General features: G+C 52.9%; 10 protein-coding genes. 6 read left to right on the top strand and 4 right to left on the bottom strand.

What is annotated here, in order from left to right:
• Position 1 precedes the first annotated feature (1 nt).
• The 3 genes from ACXYMU_RS02385 to ACXYMU_RS02375 form a co-directional block, all read right to left on the bottom strand.
• Positions 2–3,556, bottom strand: a complete 3,555-nt coding sequence (locus ACXYMU_RS02385) for a VCBS repeat-containing protein (protein ID WP_458984741.1) — start codon at positions 3,554–3,556, stop codon at positions 2–4.
• Between the two features lie 151 nt (positions 3,557–3,707).
• Complete coding sequence (locus ACXYMU_RS02380) at positions 3,708–5,453, bottom strand: RagB/SusD family nutrient uptake outer membrane protein (RefSeq protein WP_458984740.1); 1,746 nt, start codon at positions 5,451–5,453, stop codon at positions 3,708–3,710.
• 76 nt (positions 5,454–5,529) lie between these two features.
• On the bottom strand, positions 5,530–8,802 hold the full coding sequence (locus ACXYMU_RS02375; RefSeq protein ID WP_458984739.1) for a SusC/RagA family TonB-linked outer membrane protein: 3,273 nt from the start codon (positions 8,800–8,802) through the stop codon (positions 5,530–5,532).
• 426 nt (positions 8,803–9,228) lie between these two features.
• On the opposite strand from ACXYMU_RS02375, the gene ACXYMU_RS02370 reads away from it, so the two are divergent.
• From ACXYMU_RS02370 to ACXYMU_RS02350, 5 genes are all read left to right on the top strand, one after another.
• Complete coding sequence (locus ACXYMU_RS02370; protein ID WP_458984738.1) at positions 9,229–10,479, top strand: ROK family transcriptional regulator; 1,251 nt, start codon at positions 9,229–9,231, stop codon at positions 10,477–10,479.
• 64 nt (positions 10,480–10,543) lie between these two features.
• Positions 10,544–12,463 carry a glucosamine-6-phosphate deaminase gene (locus ACXYMU_RS02365; RefSeq protein WP_458984737.1) on the top strand — a complete coding sequence of 640 codons (1,920 nt, stop codon included), beginning with the start codon at positions 10,544–10,546 and terminating at the stop codon, positions 12,461–12,463.
• A gap of 131 nt (positions 12,464–12,594) precedes the next feature.
• Positions 12,595–13,476, top strand: coding sequence for an ROK family protein (locus tag ACXYMU_RS02360; protein WP_458984736.1), 882 nt, complete (start codon positions 12,595–12,597; stop codon positions 13,474–13,476).
• 86 nt (positions 13,477–13,562) lie between these two features.
• Entirely contained in the window at positions 13,563–14,885 is a 1,323-nt protein-coding gene (locus ACXYMU_RS02355; protein WP_458984735.1) for a sugar MFS transporter, read from the top strand.
• Between the two features lie 29 nt (positions 14,886–14,914).
• Positions 14,915–17,170: a glycoside hydrolase family 20 protein gene (locus ACXYMU_RS02350; protein WP_458984734.1), complete on the top strand. Its 2,256-nt coding sequence runs from the start codon at positions 14,915–14,917 to the stop codon at positions 17,168–17,170.
• Between the two features lie 88 nt (positions 17,171–17,258).
• On the opposite strand, the gene ACXYMU_RS02345 is transcribed toward ACXYMU_RS02350, so the two are convergent.
• A complete protein-coding gene (locus ACXYMU_RS02345; protein WP_458984733.1) occupies positions 17,259–17,609 on the bottom strand; it encodes a hypothetical protein in 351 nt (116 codons plus the stop codon).
• 341 nt (positions 17,610–17,950) lie between these two features.
• Between ACXYMU_RS02345 and ACXYMU_RS02340 the strand changes: the two genes are divergently transcribed.
• A complete protein-coding gene (locus tag ACXYMU_RS02340; protein ID WP_458984794.1) occupies positions 17,951–18,364 on the top strand; it encodes a BrxA/BrxB family bacilliredoxin in 414 nt (137 codons plus the stop codon).
• Position 18,365 lies beyond the last annotated feature (1 nt).

Below are 18,365 nucleotides of genomic sequence, written 5' to 3'. Positions count from 1 at the left end.
ATTATAGCGCAATGTTGCGGCTTCGGCCACTGAAGTCCATCATCTGCACTGAAACCACGTCGGTTGGCAGCAGCAGTTTGCGAGACGACTGTGACAGGTACGTTTGGCCATAGTAAAATTCCTGTACCTGTTTCTTTCCGTCTTTTTTGGTGATGATGGCTTTGTAATCCAGTGGCTGCAATGAGATCACTTTAGGCGAAACTGCGGTCTGAGCTAAGGCGGTGAAAAGGCGCAAGCTGTCGTTGTTCTGGGTTACCAGTGTCAGTTTTTCACCTTTCCCATTCACTAGTCGGGCAAGCCCTTTGGCATCCCCGTTTACGAAGAAACCGCTACTGGCCATTGATACCGGCGCGAAGCCCCCGGTGCCATTGCCCTTCAGGTAAAGTCCGGCAAAAGCATCATACCGGCCCGTGAACACTTCGGTGCCATAGTCGTTGCCCACGAGCAGCAGGTCCAGGTTTCCATCTCCGTCCACATCATCCGGATGTATCCCAAAAACAGGTGCCAGTTGTGCCGCTTGGGGTAAAACGTGTAGCTTAAACTTTCCCTGGCCCAGGTTCTCGATGTAGCTGCTCTGGAAATGCGTTGCCTGCATCGTCATCGCCCCTTCGCGCTCTGCAACAGGAATAACCTGATCTATCGTCGCAAGGGCAAACTGCTCGTAGCGCGGGTATAGGTTACGGGTGCGTGGCATTTGCGCGTTCAGATCGTCGCGGGTATGCATAGGGTATGGCTTCATGCTGCCATCCGGCGATTTCAGGTAGCACGACAAAACCGGGTCGATGCTGCCGTTGCCGTCAAAGTCTTTAGCGAATATGCGCAGGGGCTGCGTGGCGGAGGCTACGTAATTAGTGTTCAGCCCCAGGTTACCCGCTACATAGTCAATGTCGCCGTCGTTATCAAAATCTCCTGCAGCCAAGCTGTTCCACCAACCGGTATGACCAGCCAGCCCTGTACCTTGTGTTATATTCTTCAGTTTGCCATTGCTATTTTGAAAGAAGGTTACCGGAAGCCACTCGCCTACTACTACTAGGTCCACGGCACCGTCGCCATTAAAGTCCGTCCACAGCGCATCGGTAATCATACCTAAATGCTGCAACTCCGGGCTCACGGTTTTGGTCACGTTCACAAAACGTCCTCCGTCATTCCGCAGAATATAGCTCTCGGGATTTAGCGGATACTTACCCGGTACTACGCGCCCGGCCACAAACAGATCCAAGTCGCCGTCACGGTCATAGTCCGCCGCCCGCACACTGGAAGTGCTCGACAGCAGGGTTGGAAGCGCGGCTGGCTTCAGCTTGAAAGTGCCTTTCCCGTCATTCAGGTAAAGCCTGTCCTGTAGTTGCTCCGCTCCCTCCGCAAACTCGTAGCTTCCGCTGGCTGCATAAAGGTCTAAGTCGCCGTCGTTGTCAGCGTCAAAGAAAAGAACGCCCATCTCTTCACCGGTTTTTCCGGCTGGCATCTTACCCGGCGTCAGTTTAAAAGTGCCGTTTGGCTGCTGCATAAAAAAGCCGCCGTCTTTCCCGGCTGCTCCACCTATGTAAAAGTCGTCGAGCCCGTCGCCGTTCACATCGCCCACCGCTATCCCAGGGCCGCCCTGCGACAGCTTATGCGGCAGCGTGCGCTGCCAGTTAAAGTCAATGCCGTCTTTCTCCTCGCTCCTGAATTGCACCCCGTATTCCCCGGAAACTTCCCGGAAAGTCAGCTGCTTTGGGTCTGGTAAACGGTTTAGCGGCATTTCCTTCGTAGCCTCCCGCTGCGCCACGGTCAGTGCCTGATTGGCTTTTACCTGCTTCAGTACCTGGTAGCGTCCGTTCGGCCATACCACTTTCACCGAGTCCACTTGGTCCACAGCACCCAGGCCAAAGTGCGCCACATCCTCTACCGACGATAGGTAGCCTTTATACACCGTGTTTTCGTGGAACTGGGTTTTGCCGCTGCCATAGTAAAGGGTGGCAGAGGCCCCAAGCCCAGCCTGGTTTGCTCCATCGCCCTTAAACTTGAGCCGCAGGAAATGCTGTTGTTCTTTGCCGGGCTTTGCCGTGTATAAGTTATTGCGGTACACGAAGGCACTGTCGTTGATGTTGTTCACGATGAAGTCCAGGTCGCCGTCATTGTCCAGGTCGGCATAGGCGGCCCCGTTGGAAAAGGAGGGTATGTCTAGGCCCCAGTTTTTCGTTTCATCGCTAAAAGCGAGGTCGCCTTTGTTCTTAAAGGCGTAGTTGGATATTTTGACAATCGGGATAGAGTCGATCAGGAACATATTGCCCCCCACCAAACCGGCCGGGCCGCTGCGGTAAATCCGGAAATCCTGGTCGGTTACATCTTTCGGGAAGCCGTTAGTGATGATTACATCCCGCAGGCCGTCGTTATCGAAGTCGGCTACCAGCGGGGTCCAGCTCCAATCGGTCTGGTATAAACCCGTTAGCTGCGACACCTCACTGAAAACCGGGTGCCCGGCCGGTGACATTCCCTGGTTTAGTTGCAATGTGTTGCGCACATACTGGTGCTCATACCCATAAGTGGCGTTGTTGAGGTAAGTGGCGTAATTATTCGCCATCAGCATCATTTTCTTGCGTCTGTTGTCTTCGGGCAACATGTCCAGGGCCAGGATGTCTACCAACCCATCGTTGTTGATGTCGGTTACGCTGTTGCCCATTGCCGAATAGCTGGTATGCTTAATGTAATCGGCTATTTTGTTTGTGAAAGTGCCGTCTTGGTTGTTGATGTACAACAGGTCGTTGGAGAGGTAATCGTTTGTTACGTAGATATCCGGCCAGCCATCCAGGTTGATGTCGCTGATGGCCAGGCCAAGCCCAAAGCCCTCTGTCAGGATGCCGGCCTCTTTGGTGATGTTCGTAAAGGCGCCGTTGCCCTCGTTCCGGTATAAGCGGTCGTTGTTCTGGGCGCTGCCGTCTTTTATCTTCTTGTGGTAAGTGCTGGGTATACCGGCGTTAATCACGTTGGTCAGCACGTACAAGTCCAAGTCGCCATCGTGGTCATAATCAAAAAAGGCGGCGTTGGTAGTATGGCCGGTATCAGCGATGCCATATTGGGCGGCAGACTCCGTAAAGGTGGGCACACCATCTTTACCCAGGCCATTGTTAATGTAGAGCAGGTTCGCACGGCTTTTCTCGTCCGATTTCATGGTTGCTCCTACATATATATCCAACCAGCCATCATTATTGATATCTACCAAAGCCACGCCCGAGCACCATTTCCCCTCCCCTGTTACTTTAGCGCTTTGGGTGATATCATCGAACTGGAAATCGCCTTTATTCAGGTAAAGCCGGTTGGAGACCATATTTCCTGTGAAGTACACATCCGGCAAACCGTCGTTGTTGAAGTCGCCAATCCCTACTCCGCCGCCGTTGTAGATGTACTCTGTTTGCAGGATGTTCATAGTGTCAGACTCGAACAGGCGGTTTGAGAAGTCGATGCCGGAGTCAGCAGGCGAAACGCGCTCGAAGAGGTGATCCGGCTCTTGCTTGCAGGCTGACAAAGCCAGTACCATCAGCGTTAGCACAAAAACAGTAGAGAGACGGAAAGAGCGCATAGCAAATAAGGGTAATTGATAAGGGAGCATGTGCTTAACTAGTAAACTAACCAAGCACTTCTTTAGAAGGTTCTTCGGTTACAGCAATATGCAAAAAATAAAGGCAAGATTAAAAACCTTGCCTTTATGCTTTTTATGATGAAGTGGGCTATTATTTGTTCCTGTTTGGCTGTAGCACTGACACACCGTTTACCTGGCTCAGCACAATCTGTTGCTCCGGAATCGGGAAGTACTCATCCTGACCAGCCGTGAAGCGCGCACCTTGTAGGAATGGGCGCTCCGTCTCGGCCAGGTATTTGTTCAGCGTCTCAGCCGCAATGCCCCAGCGCACCAGGTCAAAGAAGCGATCACCTTCCATCGCCAGTTCAAGCTTGCGCTCAAAACGGATGGCCTTCAAAGCGAAATCTTTACTGCTAAAGGTAGGGTACATACCGATTTTATAGTTCGCGGCCAGGTTACCGTTCTCTAACTTAACAAAAGCACTCTCGTTGGCGGCGCGCTCACGCACTCTGTTTACCAACTCAGTTGCTCTTGCCAATGAGCCAACCTCAGCCTCAGCCTCAGCAGCCATCAGCAATACGTCGGCAAAGCGGATGATGGCATGCACCTGGGCGTTGTAACCCGGCGTCCAGCTAGATCCGTCAGTGTACTGCCCCACATCGCTCTTGCGGTATACCTTCTTCTTTGGAGAGTAAGGCCCCATCTGTACTTGGTTACGAATCCAAAGTGAGCCTGGGTGCGGACCCCAGTCGTAGTAAGGTACCCCTCTGCGACCTACAGTAAAGTCTAGGCGCGGGTCAACCGGCGTGGTTCTGTCCGGCTCAAAGTTTTGGCTGGAGGAAATGCCATCGTCATTCTTAAGGTCCGTGTTATTGAAGGTATCCAGCAGCGGCAAGCCGTTGGCGTCTACTTTGTAAGAGTTCACCAGATTCTGAGTTGGCTGGAAGAATCCGCAGCAACCGCCTGGCGCGCCACCCCCGTTCGGGAAGTTGAGCACCTCGGAAGAGTTGGCGTTCACGGCACCAGCACCGTCGTTCACAGACGACTGGTAGCCGAACACGATCTCCTCGTTGTTCTTGTTCGCGATCTCGTAAATTCTGCTGAAATCCTCCTCTAGTGCATAAGGCACTCCAAGCGGCGTTTTACCATTCTCAATCACCTGCGTCAGCAACGGAAGTGCTTCGGCAAACTTCTTCTGGTACATGTATACCTTCGCCAGGTATGCCATGGCAGCCCATTTGTTGGCGCGGCCCACTTCGTTCTGCGTCTCTGGCAGGTTGTCAACCGCAAACTTGAAATCAGCCTCAATCATTGGCCAGATTTCTTTGTCGTTGGCTACCTTGGCTGAGTTGATATCGCTGATGTTTACCGTTGTCTCGTCTACATAAGGCACTTTCTCGAAGATCTTGCGGGCATCGAAATGATAGTGGCCACGCAGGAAACGAGCCTCCCCGGCTACCCTGGTTTTGGCCGCATCTGCCATATCCGGTACTTCTTTCATAATTCGAAGTACGTCATTCGCGCGGGCTATACCATCATACAGCGTGCGCCACTTCTCGTTCAGGTAACCTGTGCTTGGCAGTGTCTCATACCGCTCGATGATCAGCATCGGCACCTGGTCAGACGGGTCAGAGCCTTTGTGCGCGTCGTCGGCGGCAATGCTACCGAACACAAAGTTAGAACCTGCGGCTTCCCAGTTGTTGGTCACAGAGCCTGTACCATCCAGCAAAGAATAAGCTGCAATCAACAAGCCTTTAACACCAGCCTCTGTTTTGAGTACGCCTTCTGTCAGGGCGCCAATGGGCTGCTGCTCCAGGAATTCATCTTTACACGCCACTAGCACCGATCCCGCAATCAGGACACCTGCTAATACGCCAGATATTTTTCTCATTTTCATATGTCTTTTCCTTTAGAGCCAGGGCAGCGCCTCCCGTTGTTAAGCAGAGAGGCACTGAACCAGCTGTTATTTAAATTTAGAAACCAAAGTTTACACCGATTAGGAACTGCTTAGGGTTCGGCACATACCCACCCGGGTCGATACCGATGTTCAAGTCAGCCTGGGCAGCGTTTCCTCCCTGGTTAATGAAGGAAATGTCCGGATCAATACCCTGGTAAGCCGTGATGGTAAACAGGTTCTGGGCCTGTAGGTAGACACGGGCTGTACCCATGCTGATCTTATCGGTCAGCGAAGCAGGCAGGGTATAACCTAACTGTATCGTACGTGCTCTCAGGAACGAACCGTCTTCCACATAGTAGCTGTGCGTTACGCTGTTGCTAAACGTATCGTCGATACGCAGGATTGGCAGCGTGGCGTCCATGTTCTCTGGTGTCCAAGACTCGTACAACTTGCGCTTGCTTCTGTTACCCTGGAAGGTGTTGAAATCCGTGAAGTACTTGCTGTAGTTGAACACGTCGTTACCCACACTGGCATACAGGAAGGTGTTGAAGTCGAAATTCTTGAAACGAACGTTCAGGTTGAAACCTGTGGTGAAGTCCGGATGCGGATTACCGATAAAGGTCCTGTCGCTACCGTTGATCTCGCCGTCGTTGTTCAGGTCCTTGAATTTCCAGCCACCAATATGCTCTCCCGGCTGAACTAAATCATCCAAATCAGAGGCATTGTTGAAGAAACCGTCAACTACATAGCCGTAGAAAGAGCCTAGCGGCTGGCCCTTTTGCGTTCTGGAGATATTCTGGCCCCAACGTGCGAGGTAACTCTCGAAAAAGGCATTGTCATTATCGCCTACACGCAGTACTTCATTTTTGTAGCGCGATGCGTTTAAGGTAACATCAAAGCTCAAGTCAGAAGTTATTTCTTTCGTGTATGTGATTCCAACGTCAATACCCTTGTTCTGGATATCACCCAAATTAATGAAAGGCAGATTGGCCACACCAACTGGTGCTGCTGCCTGGCTCTGCACCAGCAGGTCATTGGTTCTGCGGTTGTAGGCATCCAGGGTTACGGTCAAGGCGCTGTTCCACAGGGCTAAGTCCAAACCGATGTTGGTGGTTGTTGATGCCTCCCACTTGGTGTCTTCGTTACCGATCCGGTCGGTATCGAAGCCTGGCTGTACACTAGTACTGGTACCTGCAATGTCATAAGCACTACCGGCCACTGCTGTACGGTATAGCGTAAATGCGTTGCTTGATGGCACTGGCAACTGGTTACCCAACTGGCCGTAACCGGCACGCAGTTTCAGGTCGTTGATGGCAGGGATGGAACTCATAAAATCCTCATCCGAGATACGCCATGCAAAGCCAACGGCCGGGAACGTACCATAACGATAGTTTGAGCCGAACTTAGAAGAACCGTCGCGGCGCACGGTGGCGTTAAACAGGTACTTGTCTCTGAAACCGTAGTCGATACGGGCAAACAGCGACGAAAGCGTCTCCACACCACCGTAGCTAAAGTTCGTCAGACCACTGGTACCGCTGTTCAGTACGCGGAAGTCGGGGTCAGTAGAGAATAAACCTACACGGCTACCTCCTACACCACGCACTGTGTTTTTCACAGCCTCAGATCCGATCAGGGCCGTCAGGTCATGATCCTCACCAAACTGACGCTTTAACGTCAATGTGTTGGTCCATACCCAGTTCAGTGAGTTGTCGTTACGCTCCGCGAAGTTGTTGTTACCGATGTTCTCCGCACGCTCATAGGTAGAGAACGTGAAGTTGCGGCCGTAGTATGAACCGTAGTCAGCACCAAAGGAGGTGCGAGCCGTCAGCCCTTTGATCAGGTCCACTTCGGCAAACATATTACCGAACATACGGAAGTTGGAGTTCTTGTTATCCCTCTGGCGGAACAGTTCAGCCACAGGGTTACGGGCGTTACCCAGCTGTGAGCCTCTTGTACCGGCAAAGTTACCGCGGATGTCATATACCGGAACGATAGACTGCATCACATAGATATGCTGGATATCAGACTCACCTCCGCCTGTATTACCCACGTTTCCGTGGTTGTAGCTGATCTGCAGGTTCTCGCCGATGCGGAAACGCTTAGCGATGGTTGCCTGTGTGTTGGCACGCACCGTGTAACGCTTGTACTCTGTATACTTAGCGATACCCTCCTGATCGAAGTAGTTGAAGCTGACGGCATACGTGCTGTTCTCGCTGCCTCCCGTTACACCTATCTGGTGGCTCTGGATAGAAGCAGGGTCGAACACCTCGTTCCACCAGTCAGTACCTTCCTTGTTGGCTTTTACTATCTGGTTAAAGTTGTTCGGGTCCAAGCTATATTTTGACTCGTCTACTGTTTGCGCACCTGCTGGCAGCAGGTAATTTGGCAAGGTAGGCTGGCCTGTACCATACTGCGGGTGGTTAAATGCCTGCCCTGCATTGGTATAGCTCTTGAACAGGTACTCGGCATACTCTGTTGGGTTCAGGAAATCTGGCCCTTTCGGGGCTATCTGGGTGCCGTAAAAAGAGGATACGTTTAATTTTGAGGTACCGCTCTTACCTTTTTTGGTCGTCACGATCACCACACCGTTTGCCGCACGGGCACCATAAATTGAGGCAGACGAAGCATCTTTCAATACCTGTAGGCTCTCAATATCGTTCGGGTTAATCTCGTTGATGCTGAAGGTTGGTACACCATCCACCACGTAAAGCGGGTCGTTGGCACCGAAGGAACCGAAGCCCCGCACACGCACTTTCGCGCCTGCGCCCGGCTGGCCTGTACCTGTAGTGGTTACACCAGACACACGGCCCTGCAACTGCTGCTGCACGTTAGGCGCTGGCGTGGCCAGCAGGTCCTCTGCTGCCACTACCGAAACGGCACCAATGATGTCGCGCTTCTCCTGGGTGGTATAACCTGTCACAACTACTTCCTGCAACGCTTTGGCATCATCTACTAACCGAACGTTGATGCTTGTGCGGTTGTTAATCGGCACTTCCTGCGTTTTGTAACCGATAAACGACACAACCAGCGTCCCGCTGCCACTTGGCACGTTCAGGCTGAAGTTACCGTTCACATCGGTGGCAGTGCCAAGGGTAGTGCCTTTCACCACGACAGTGGCACCTGGCACGGCCTGGCCATCTGACCCTGTTACACGTCCTTTCACCTCAGTGGTTTGTCTGGCAGTAAAATCGAAAGCGTTTGCAGCGTCCATGTGGCCTGCAGCAGCTTTTACCGGCCCCTGCGACAAGCACGCAGCTGCCAGCAAAAGGGCGAGCACCTTCTTCTGAGGTAAAGTTTTTAAATGGTTGCGCTGATCCAGCAACCAAGTACTTAGGTATCTCTGCTTCATATAAAGTGGTTTGAGATTGGAATAACTTACAATACTGATGACGCTTCGCTCATGCTTTCATATTTCACGGCAAGTTTTAGAGTTGCTCCCGCAAGCCATAAAAGCTTTTGAAAAGTGTCATTAAAACAATCGGGGGCAAAGTACAGGTTGTGTTACATAGGCATAGGTGATTGAGCACTCAAGTATTCAAGCGCTTCAAATTTAATATAAATATTAGAACAACCCATTAATAGACAAATTTTTTAGCTTATCAGGCATAAAAGCATAATTACTACCATAAGATGAAGCTTTTGTAAAAAAAACTTTAGTTCAATCGATTGCATCGCCAGGTTTTTAATTAATAACCAATAACTTTTTTAATTTTTTTATAAAAGTATTTGGAATTGATAATTTTTGTGGCAACATTCGTTTAAATATTCCCTAGCAATGGAGTCATCACTCACCATCGAAACACATATAGAAAGTCTTAATAATATTGAGCGTAAGAAGCATTTGCAGAAGCTCAAAATTATTAAGCACCTTTATGTGAAGGGCGCCAAGACAAATACAGACTTGTGCGCCCGCTTTGGCATTAGCTCCCCGACCAGCATGGGGCTCTTAAACGAACTGATGACAGAGGGCCTGGTAGAGAAGCGTGGGCGGGGCAAATCGGTAGGTGGGCGCAAGCCTGACCTCTACGGCATGAAAGACAACTCCCTGTTTGTGCTGAGCATCGACATGGAGCGTTACCGTACCCGCATGGCCATCTTCGACAGCAACCACAATAACATCACGGGTACACATACCCTGCCGCTGGAAATCACCAAAAGCATGGCGGCTGTAGATAAGTTGCAGGACTTCGCAAACCAACTCATTGAGCAATCGGGCATCAACACCGAAAAGTTAATGGGAATCGGGGTGAGCATGCCTGGCCTTGTCTCGTCCTCCAGTGGTAAAAACCATACCTACCTCATTCCGCCCGGCGAAAACGAAACATTGCAGGAGGTGCTTGAAACGCGCTTCGGCAAACCGGTATACATCCAAAACGACGTAAAAAGCGCCACGCTGGCAGAATTCAGGTTCGGGATGGCGCAGCACCAGAAGAATACGCTTGTCCTGTCGATGGACTGGGGCCTGGGCCTTGGGATCATCATCGACGGGAAACTGCGCACCGGCTCCTCTGGCTTCGCCGGGGAGTTTGGCCATATCCCAATGACGGAGGACGGCCTTCTGTGCCATTGCGGCAAACGGGGCTGCCTCGAAACGCTGGCCTCTGGTATAGCACTGGCAAACATGGTGCGCGAGGGTATAAAGGCCGGGCAAAGCACCATGCTTAGCTCCCTTACTCCCGCGCAACTGGAGCAACTGGAGCCGAAGCTGATCATCGCGGCCGCTAACGAGGGCGATCAGTATGCCATCAACATTCTGGCGGAGGCCGGGCGCCACCTGGGCAAAGGCATCGCCATCCTGATCCAGCTATTCAACCCGGAACTCATTATCCTGAGCGGCATCATCGCAGAGGCGAAGCAGTACATCACTATCCCGATACAACAGTCCGTTAACACTTACTGCATGACACAGCTGCGCGAAAGCACCAGCATTGCCGTGTCCGACCTCGGGAAAGACGCCGGCATACTAGGCTCAGTGGCCACTGTGATGGAGAACATCTTTGAAAAGCAGATAGCAACTGTTAAATAAGCAGGATACGGCTAACACATTGGCCGCCCTCAGAAACATAAACCGACGATAAACAGCTGAAACCATGGCCCGTTTAAATCTATTGGAAGAGACACGCTTTGAAAAACTGCCGGTAACCGTGTACCCGGACGCAACGACCGCCTCCATCAGGGTGGCACAGCGCGTAGCCAGCCTGATCCGGCGCAAGCAGGAAACAGGAGAGCAGGCCGTGTTGGGCCTCGCCACCGGGGCTACCCCCGTGGAGGTATATGCGGAGCTCATCAGGATGCACCGCGAGGAGGGGCTGAGTTTCTACAACGTGGTGACCTTTAACTTGGATGAGTACTACCCCATGGCCCCGACGGCGGCACAGAGCTACGTGACGTTTATGAACGAGAACCTGTTCGACCACGTGGACGTCCCGCGGGAGAACATACACATCCCGGACGGCACCCTCGACAAAGACGAGATCCATGACTTCTGTTTGGCTTACGAGCGAAAGATCGAGGAGATGAACGGGCTGGACCTTCAGATCTTAGGTATAGGCCGTACCGGTCACATCGGTTTTAACGAGCCGGGCTCCGCCCCTAACTCGGGCACCCGCCTCGTGACGCTGGATGACCTGACACGCCGCGACGCCTCCCGTGATTTCGGTGGTAAGGAGAACGTACCGACAAAAGCCATCACCATGGGCATCGGCACGATCTTCAAAGCCCGCGAGATCATCCTGATGGCCTGGAGCCAGAAAAAAGCCTCTATCATCCGGAAGGCCGTGGAAGGGGAAATCTCTGGCGACGTACCGGCCACCTACCTGCAGCTCTCGGATAAAGTAGAGTTTGTGCTGGATGCTGACGCCGCCTCCAACCTCACGCGTTTTGACACCCCGTGGTTAGTGAAAGACTGCCTGTGGGACGAGCAGCTGACCAAGAAAGCAGTGATCTGGCTATCCAACACCATGCAGAAGCCGATCCTGAAGCTGACGGACGAAGACTACAACAACCACGGCATGGCGCAGCTGGCCGTGGAGCAGGGCCCGGCTTATAACATCAACATCCACGTCTTCAACAAGCTGCAGCATACCATCACCGGCTGGCCCGGCGGCAAGCCCAGCGCCGACGACACGCAGCGCCCTGAGCGCGCCACCCCAGCCCAAAAGCGCGTGCTGGTGTTCTCGCCCCACCCCGACGATGATGTGATCTCGATGGGCGGCACCTTCATCCGCTTAGTGGACCAGGGCCATGATGTGCATGTAGCCTACCAGACCAGCGGCAACACCGCCGTGTGGGACGACGACGTGCTCCGATACATGGAGTTTGCCATCGACTTTAACAACAGCATCGGGAAGGAAAGCAAACACTTGCAGGGGATTTATGAGGAGATGCGCACCTTCTTCGAAACAAAGCAGCCGAACCAGCCTGATACCAAGGAAGTACGGGATGTAAAAGGATTCATCCGCAAGAGCGAAGCCATCGCGGCCGCGCGTTACGCCGGGCTGGAAGACGACCACATCCATTTCATGGCCCTACCTTTTTACGAAGCAGGCAAGCTCCGTAAAAACTCTGTATCAGAAGCCGACATCGAACAAACCATAGCCTTGCTGCAGCAAGTGAAGCCACACCAGGTGTTCGCTGCCGGCGATTTTGCCGACCCGCATGGCACCCATATCGTTTGCTTCCGCATCATTATTGAGGCCCTGACCCGTCTCCGAAAAACGGAGGAATGGACCAAAGACTGCTGGTTGTGGATGTACCGTGGTGCCTGGCACGAATTCGAGACACACGAGATCGAAATGGCCGTGCCGCTGTCGCCGCAGGAGGTGGAGAAGAAACGGAACGCTATCTTCAAGCACCAATCGCAGAAAGACCGGCCTGTGTTCCCCGGTGACGATGCCCGCGAGTTCTGGGTACGCGCCGAGGAACGCAACCGCGAAACCGCTCGCGACTACGACAACCTGGGCCTGGCCGACTATGAGGCAATGGAGGCCTTTGTGCGCTATAAATTTTAATACTGCCAGTTCTTTTTTGAGAGGAAACCTTGTAGCACGTTTCGCTTACCTATAGCTATAGCTATAGCTATAGCGGAAACAGTGCTGCAAGCCCTTTCTCCTTTGCAGCCAACAACTAACCATCGGAATGTATGGAAAGCCAGAAAATCATCTGTGTCGATATCGGGGCCACTAAAATACACCTTGGCGTGGTGCAGAATGGCGTGGTGCTAAAGCAGGTCAAAGTCCCTACCGCGGCGCATGCCCCACAGGCGCAGGTTCTCGAAGACCTTGCCAACGCCATCTCGCCTTTTATCGATGCGCATGTGGCTGGCATCGGCATTGGGGCCCCCGGCCTGGTAGACGAGCATGCTGGCTATATCTACGACGTGGTAAATATACCCTCCTGGAAAGAAGTCCCGATCAGGCAGTACCTGCAGGGCAGATTCCAGTTACCGGTATACCTGACCAACGATGCGAACACTTTCGTGCTGGGCGAAAAGGTATATGGCCAGGCCCGAAACTATCAGAATGTGGTTGGCCTGACGTTAGGCACGGGGCTGGGCGCTGGCCTGTTCCTGAACAACAGCCTGTACACCGGCAGTTTCTCCGGAGCCGGTGAGTATGGCACAGTCCCCTACCGCGACAAAACCTTCGATGACTACTGTGGGGGCAAGTTCTTCCTGCATAAGTTTGGGATGGACGGAAGCCAGGTGCAAGCCGCAGCGGAAGCCGGCGACAAGGCAGCTCTAGAGGCTTTTCGGGAGTATGGGCAGCACCTCAGCCAGGCGGTTCAGTTGATTCTGTACACGGTATGCCCGGAAGCGATTTTTCTGGGAGGGTCTGTCAGCAAGTCTTTTCACCTGTACCAGGAGTCGCTGCAGGAGCATCTACAGGCATTCCCATTTAAGCGAATCATCAACAATCTAGTGATTCGGCCTTCAGCGCTAGAGCATGCCGCTTTGCTGGGGGCCGCCGCGCTCTGCCAGCTCCAGCATACGGAAAAGCCGCAAGCTCATAGCCAGGCGCATTAGGGATGCATTTATTTCTCGGCGCCTTGCTTGTGTCAGGCTCCTAACCTCAGTCTTAACTAAACGCAACACCATAAACTGTCTAACCGATGGCACAAAACTCATTAGCGAAAGAAGAAAAGTCTGCCTCCACTACAAATCGTAGCAGCAGCATGCGGTCCATGTTCATTATTGGGGCGCTGTTTTTTATATTTGGATTCATCACGTGGTTAAACTCCATCCTGATCCCCTACCTCAAGATCGCTTGCCAGCTCAATAACTTTGAGTCATACCTGGTGGCCTTCGCGTTTTACATTTCTTACCTGGTGATGGCCGTACCGTCGGCCTGGGTCCTGAAGACCACCGGCTTCAAGAAGGGCATGTCGGTGGGCCTGGGGGTGATCGCGGTGGGGGCCTTGGTGTTTATACCTGCCGCCATGACGCGGACCTACATCTTCTTCCTGATCGGCCTGTTCATCCAGGGTACCGGTTTGGCGATCTTGCAGACTGCCGTTAACCCATACGTAACCATCCTGGGCCCGCGCGAAAGTGCCGCCAAGCGCATCAGCATCATGGGTATCTGCAACAAGGTGGCCGGTGCCCTTGCCCCGCTTATCCTAGGTGCGATTATCCTGGACAATGCCGATGCCCTGACCAGCACCTTAGACAGCATGAGCGCCGCCCGCCAGGCCGTGGAGTTAGACGCCCTGGCTACGAAAGTGATCACCCCATACCTGATTATGGCGGGGATCCTGGTGGTGCTAGCGGTGCTGGTTTCGTTCTCGGCCCTACCGGAGGTAGATACAGACCAGGAAGACGAGGCAGTGGCTGTTGCCAATACCAATAAGACGAGCATTTTCCAGTTTCCGCATGTGCTGCTGGGCGCCTTTACACTGTTCCTGTATGTGGGCGTGGAGGTGATGGCCGGTGACACGGTGGTAAGCTATGGCGCCTCAAAGGGCATCGAGCTGCTTAGCGCGAAAATCTTCACGACCTATACCATGGTTGCGATGCTGGTGGGCTATGTGATCGGGATTTTTGCCATTCCAAAGTACATTTCGCAGGCCAAGGCACTGCAGGCTTCGGCGGTATTGGGCGTAATCTTAGTGCTGGCCTCCTTGTTCACAGACGGGTATGTGTCTGTGATGTGCATCTCGCTGCTGGGTCTTGCCAACGCGCTGATGTGGCCTGCCATCTGGCCGCTAGCCATCGCCGACCTGGGCCGCTTCACGAAGCTGGGTTCTTCGCTGCTCATCATGGGTATAGCTGGGGGTGCCATCCTGCCGCTGGCCTATGGCTGGCTGGCGGATACCCTCAACCCGCAGCAAGCCTACTGGATTATGATACCGTGCTACCTGGTTATCCTTTACTTCGCAATCTCAGGCCATAAAATACGCACCAAGCAGCCGATTTCCGGCAGCCTTCCCTTGTAATTATGTCCTGTATCCAAACGAATCGTCTTATGAAAAAACTACTTTTTCTGTTCCTGCTGCTTAGCCAGGTGGTGCAGGCGCAAGAAATCAACATCATCCCAAAGCCTGCCAGCGTGCAAACCAAAAGCGGGCAGTTCACCATTTCCCGCACCACCACCATTGCCGTGAAGGATAAGAGTGACCGTAAGGCCGCCGAGTTCCTCAACGAGTACCTGCAGGAGGTGTATGGCTTTCAGCTAGACATCGACAAAAAAGCCAGGAAAAACTATATCCGCCTCGCCACACGCAAACAAACCGCTGATGCCCAGGATGCCTACCACCTGAACGTGAGCCCAGAAGGCGTAACAATAGAAGGCGATACCTATGCGGGCACTTTCCATGGCTTGCAGTCGCTGATACAGCTGTTGCCTGTGGAAAAAAGCGCTACGCTGAACATACCGGCCGTGGCCATACAGGACGCGCCACGCTTTGAGTACCGGGGCATGCACCTGGATGTTGGCCGCCACATGTTCCCGGTGTCCTTCATCAAGAAGTATATTGATTACCTGGCCCTGCACAAGATGAACTACTTCCACTGGCACCTCACCGAGGACCAGGGCTGGCGCATCGAGATCAAGCAGTACCCTGAGCTGACCCGGGTGGGCGGCTTCCGGGATGGCACCATCATCGGCCGCTACCCCGGCACCGGCAACACCAACAAGCGCTACGGCGGGTTCTATACCCAGGAAGAAGCCAAAGAGATCGTAAAATATGCCGCTGACCGCCACATTACGGTGGTGCCCGAGATTGAATTGCCTGGCCATTCCAGCGCAGCCCTCACCGCCTACCCTTACCTGGGTTGCCCCGGCACCGGCCCTTACAAAGTAGAGCAGACCTGGGGCATTTTTGATGATGTATACTGTGCCGGAAAAGACTCCACATTCACGTTCCTGCAAAACGTGATGGATGAGGTGATGGCCATCTTCCCGTCGAAGTACATCCACATTGGTGGTGACGAGAGCCCGAAAGCCAACTGGAAAACCTGTCCGCTTTGCCAGAAACGCATCAAAGACGAAGGCCTGCACGACGAGCACGAGCTGCAGAGTTACTTTATCCAGCGCATGGAGAAGTACATCAACAGCAAAGGGCGCACCATCATCGGCTGGGACGAGATTCTGGAAGGTGGCCTGGCCCCGAACGCGATCGTGATGAGCTGGCGGGGCGAGGCCGGCGGTATAGCCGCGGCCCAACAAAACCACTATGTGATCATGACACCGGGCACGCACGTTTACTTCGACCATTCCCAGAGCCAGCGCGAGGACTCCGTAACGATCGGCGGCTTTACGAGTGTTCAGAAAGCCTATAGCTACGAGCCCGTGCCGAAAGAACTGACGCCGGAACAGGCTAAATATGTACTGGGCGCTCAGGCCAACGTCTGGACCGAGTACATGCGTACCCCCGCCAAGGTAGAATACCAGATCTTCCCACGGATGACTGCCCTGAGCGAGGTGCTTTGGACAGCTCCGGAGCAGAAAGACTGGTCGGATTTTGAGAAACGCCTGCTTACCCAGTTCAAGCGCTACGACTTATGGGGTGCCAACTACAGCAAAGCCTATTACGACATACAAGCCGACACCAAGCCGACACCCACAAATGAGGGGGTTACGGTGACTCTGGACGGCAAGCAGAACTTAGGCAAGTTGGTGTATACCATCAAAGGCAAGCAGGCAGCGCAGCCCTATACGAACCCTATTCCGTTGAAAGAATCAGCCCAGGTGACCGGTATGTTTTACAAAGACGGGGCAATCGTAGATTCTCTTACCCTAAAGGTGAATATCAATAAAGCGACCGGCAAGAAGCTGGAACTGGCGGAGGAGCCATCGGAGTATTTCCCGGGCAACGGTGCCTTTACATTGATAGACGGCATTGTGAACGAGAAAGGCGGCCGCGATCAGCAGTCGATCGGGTACTCTGGCGATGACCTGGAGGCGACTATTGACCTGGGTGCCGCGCAGCAAATCAACAACGTGGTAGTGCATGCCCTGAACCAGGGCGGCACTTATGTATACCCGCCCAAAGGCGTAGAGGTGTATGGCTCAGCAGACGGAAAGAATTTCAAGCCGCTGGGCGCTACCAATGCTGTTTCGAAGGTTGCCGGGAGCAAGGCTATTATGAAAGTAGATATAGCACCTGCTACAACGCGCTACGTGAAAGTGGCCGTGAAAAACACTGGTACCGTACCGGCAGGCAAGCAAGGGGCAGGAGAAAAGGCCTGGTTGTTTCTCGATGAGATAGAAATCAACTAAGGCAGGCACATGTTATTTGATTTAGGTATAGAGATGCCGCTTCGCTACAAGGTGAGGCGGCATTTTTCTTTTCCTGGTGCCGCAGGGTTCAGGCAGAAATCGCCAGGTCCAGCAGTCCAGAGCACTTGTACTCTAACTGAAGTCTGATCTCCCGCACCTTCTCCTTCGTCACGCCATCCTGCAGGTGGTCCTGCTCGAGTTCATCCCAAGTAGAAAAAACTTTCCAAAACTCGCCCCCTTCAAACGTCGCCTTCTCCAACTTTGTCAACTCACGGGCATAAAAGGCCTCTAGCGCTATATCCGCTTCCCGCATGGGTACCTGTATAATGGCAGACATGCTGTTGAGCACCTGGATGATTTCGGCATGGTCATCGCCGTTATCGCTGAGGTAGAAGTAACGCACACAGGGCAGCGTGGTGGCAGGGTATAAGAAGGACATAGGCATGGCAGGGTGGATACAACAGGTTGCTTTAAGGGTATACACATTTAGTAGTTGCACGGCAGGCGCTCCTTCGGCTTTCCCGTCGCTTGGATGTTTCAGCTGCTCTTTCTACATCCCTTCTTTTTACGGCTCCTACTAAATAATTTTTACCCTATACCGTCCTCGTTCTGAAATGGTTATACATTATCAATATATTTATATATACTAAAAACAAGGATTTATTGATTCATTCCGGTTTTAACTCTGGTGCATGCTCTTTATAGCACTTTGCAACTTTTTTAAATCCGATTTGTTACCTTTGCAAAACATTAGAACATTATAACTGAATTCGTATGGCAATGTATCCTGAATATATGGTTGCGCCTATCCGTGAGGACCTTACCTCTGCTGGATTTGAGCAGCTTATGACAGCTGAAGAAGTAGAGCAGGCGGTAAAATCCGAAGGCACGGTGCTGCTGGCGGTAAACTCTGTTTGCGGTTGCGCAGCAGCAAAAGCACGCCCGGCCCTGAAGATCTCGGTGGCAGCCGCTGACAAGAAGCCAGCGAAACTGGTCACGGTTTTTGCCGGCATGGAGCAGGAAGCGGTGCAGAAAGCGCGTGATTTCATGCTTCCTTACCCTCCGTCATCGCCATCTATCGCTCTCTTTAAAGACGGCGAGCTGGTGCACATGATTGAGCGCTACCACATCGAAGGCAACGAGCTGAACCGCATTGTAGACAATCTGCAGGGTGCGTTTGAGGAGTACTGCTAAG

The sequence above is a fragment of the Pontibacter sp. CAU 1760 genome (assembly GCF_054482735.1).
Note: the sequence above shows the minus strand (reverse complement) of the source record. Positions and strands in the feature narration are given on the sequence as shown.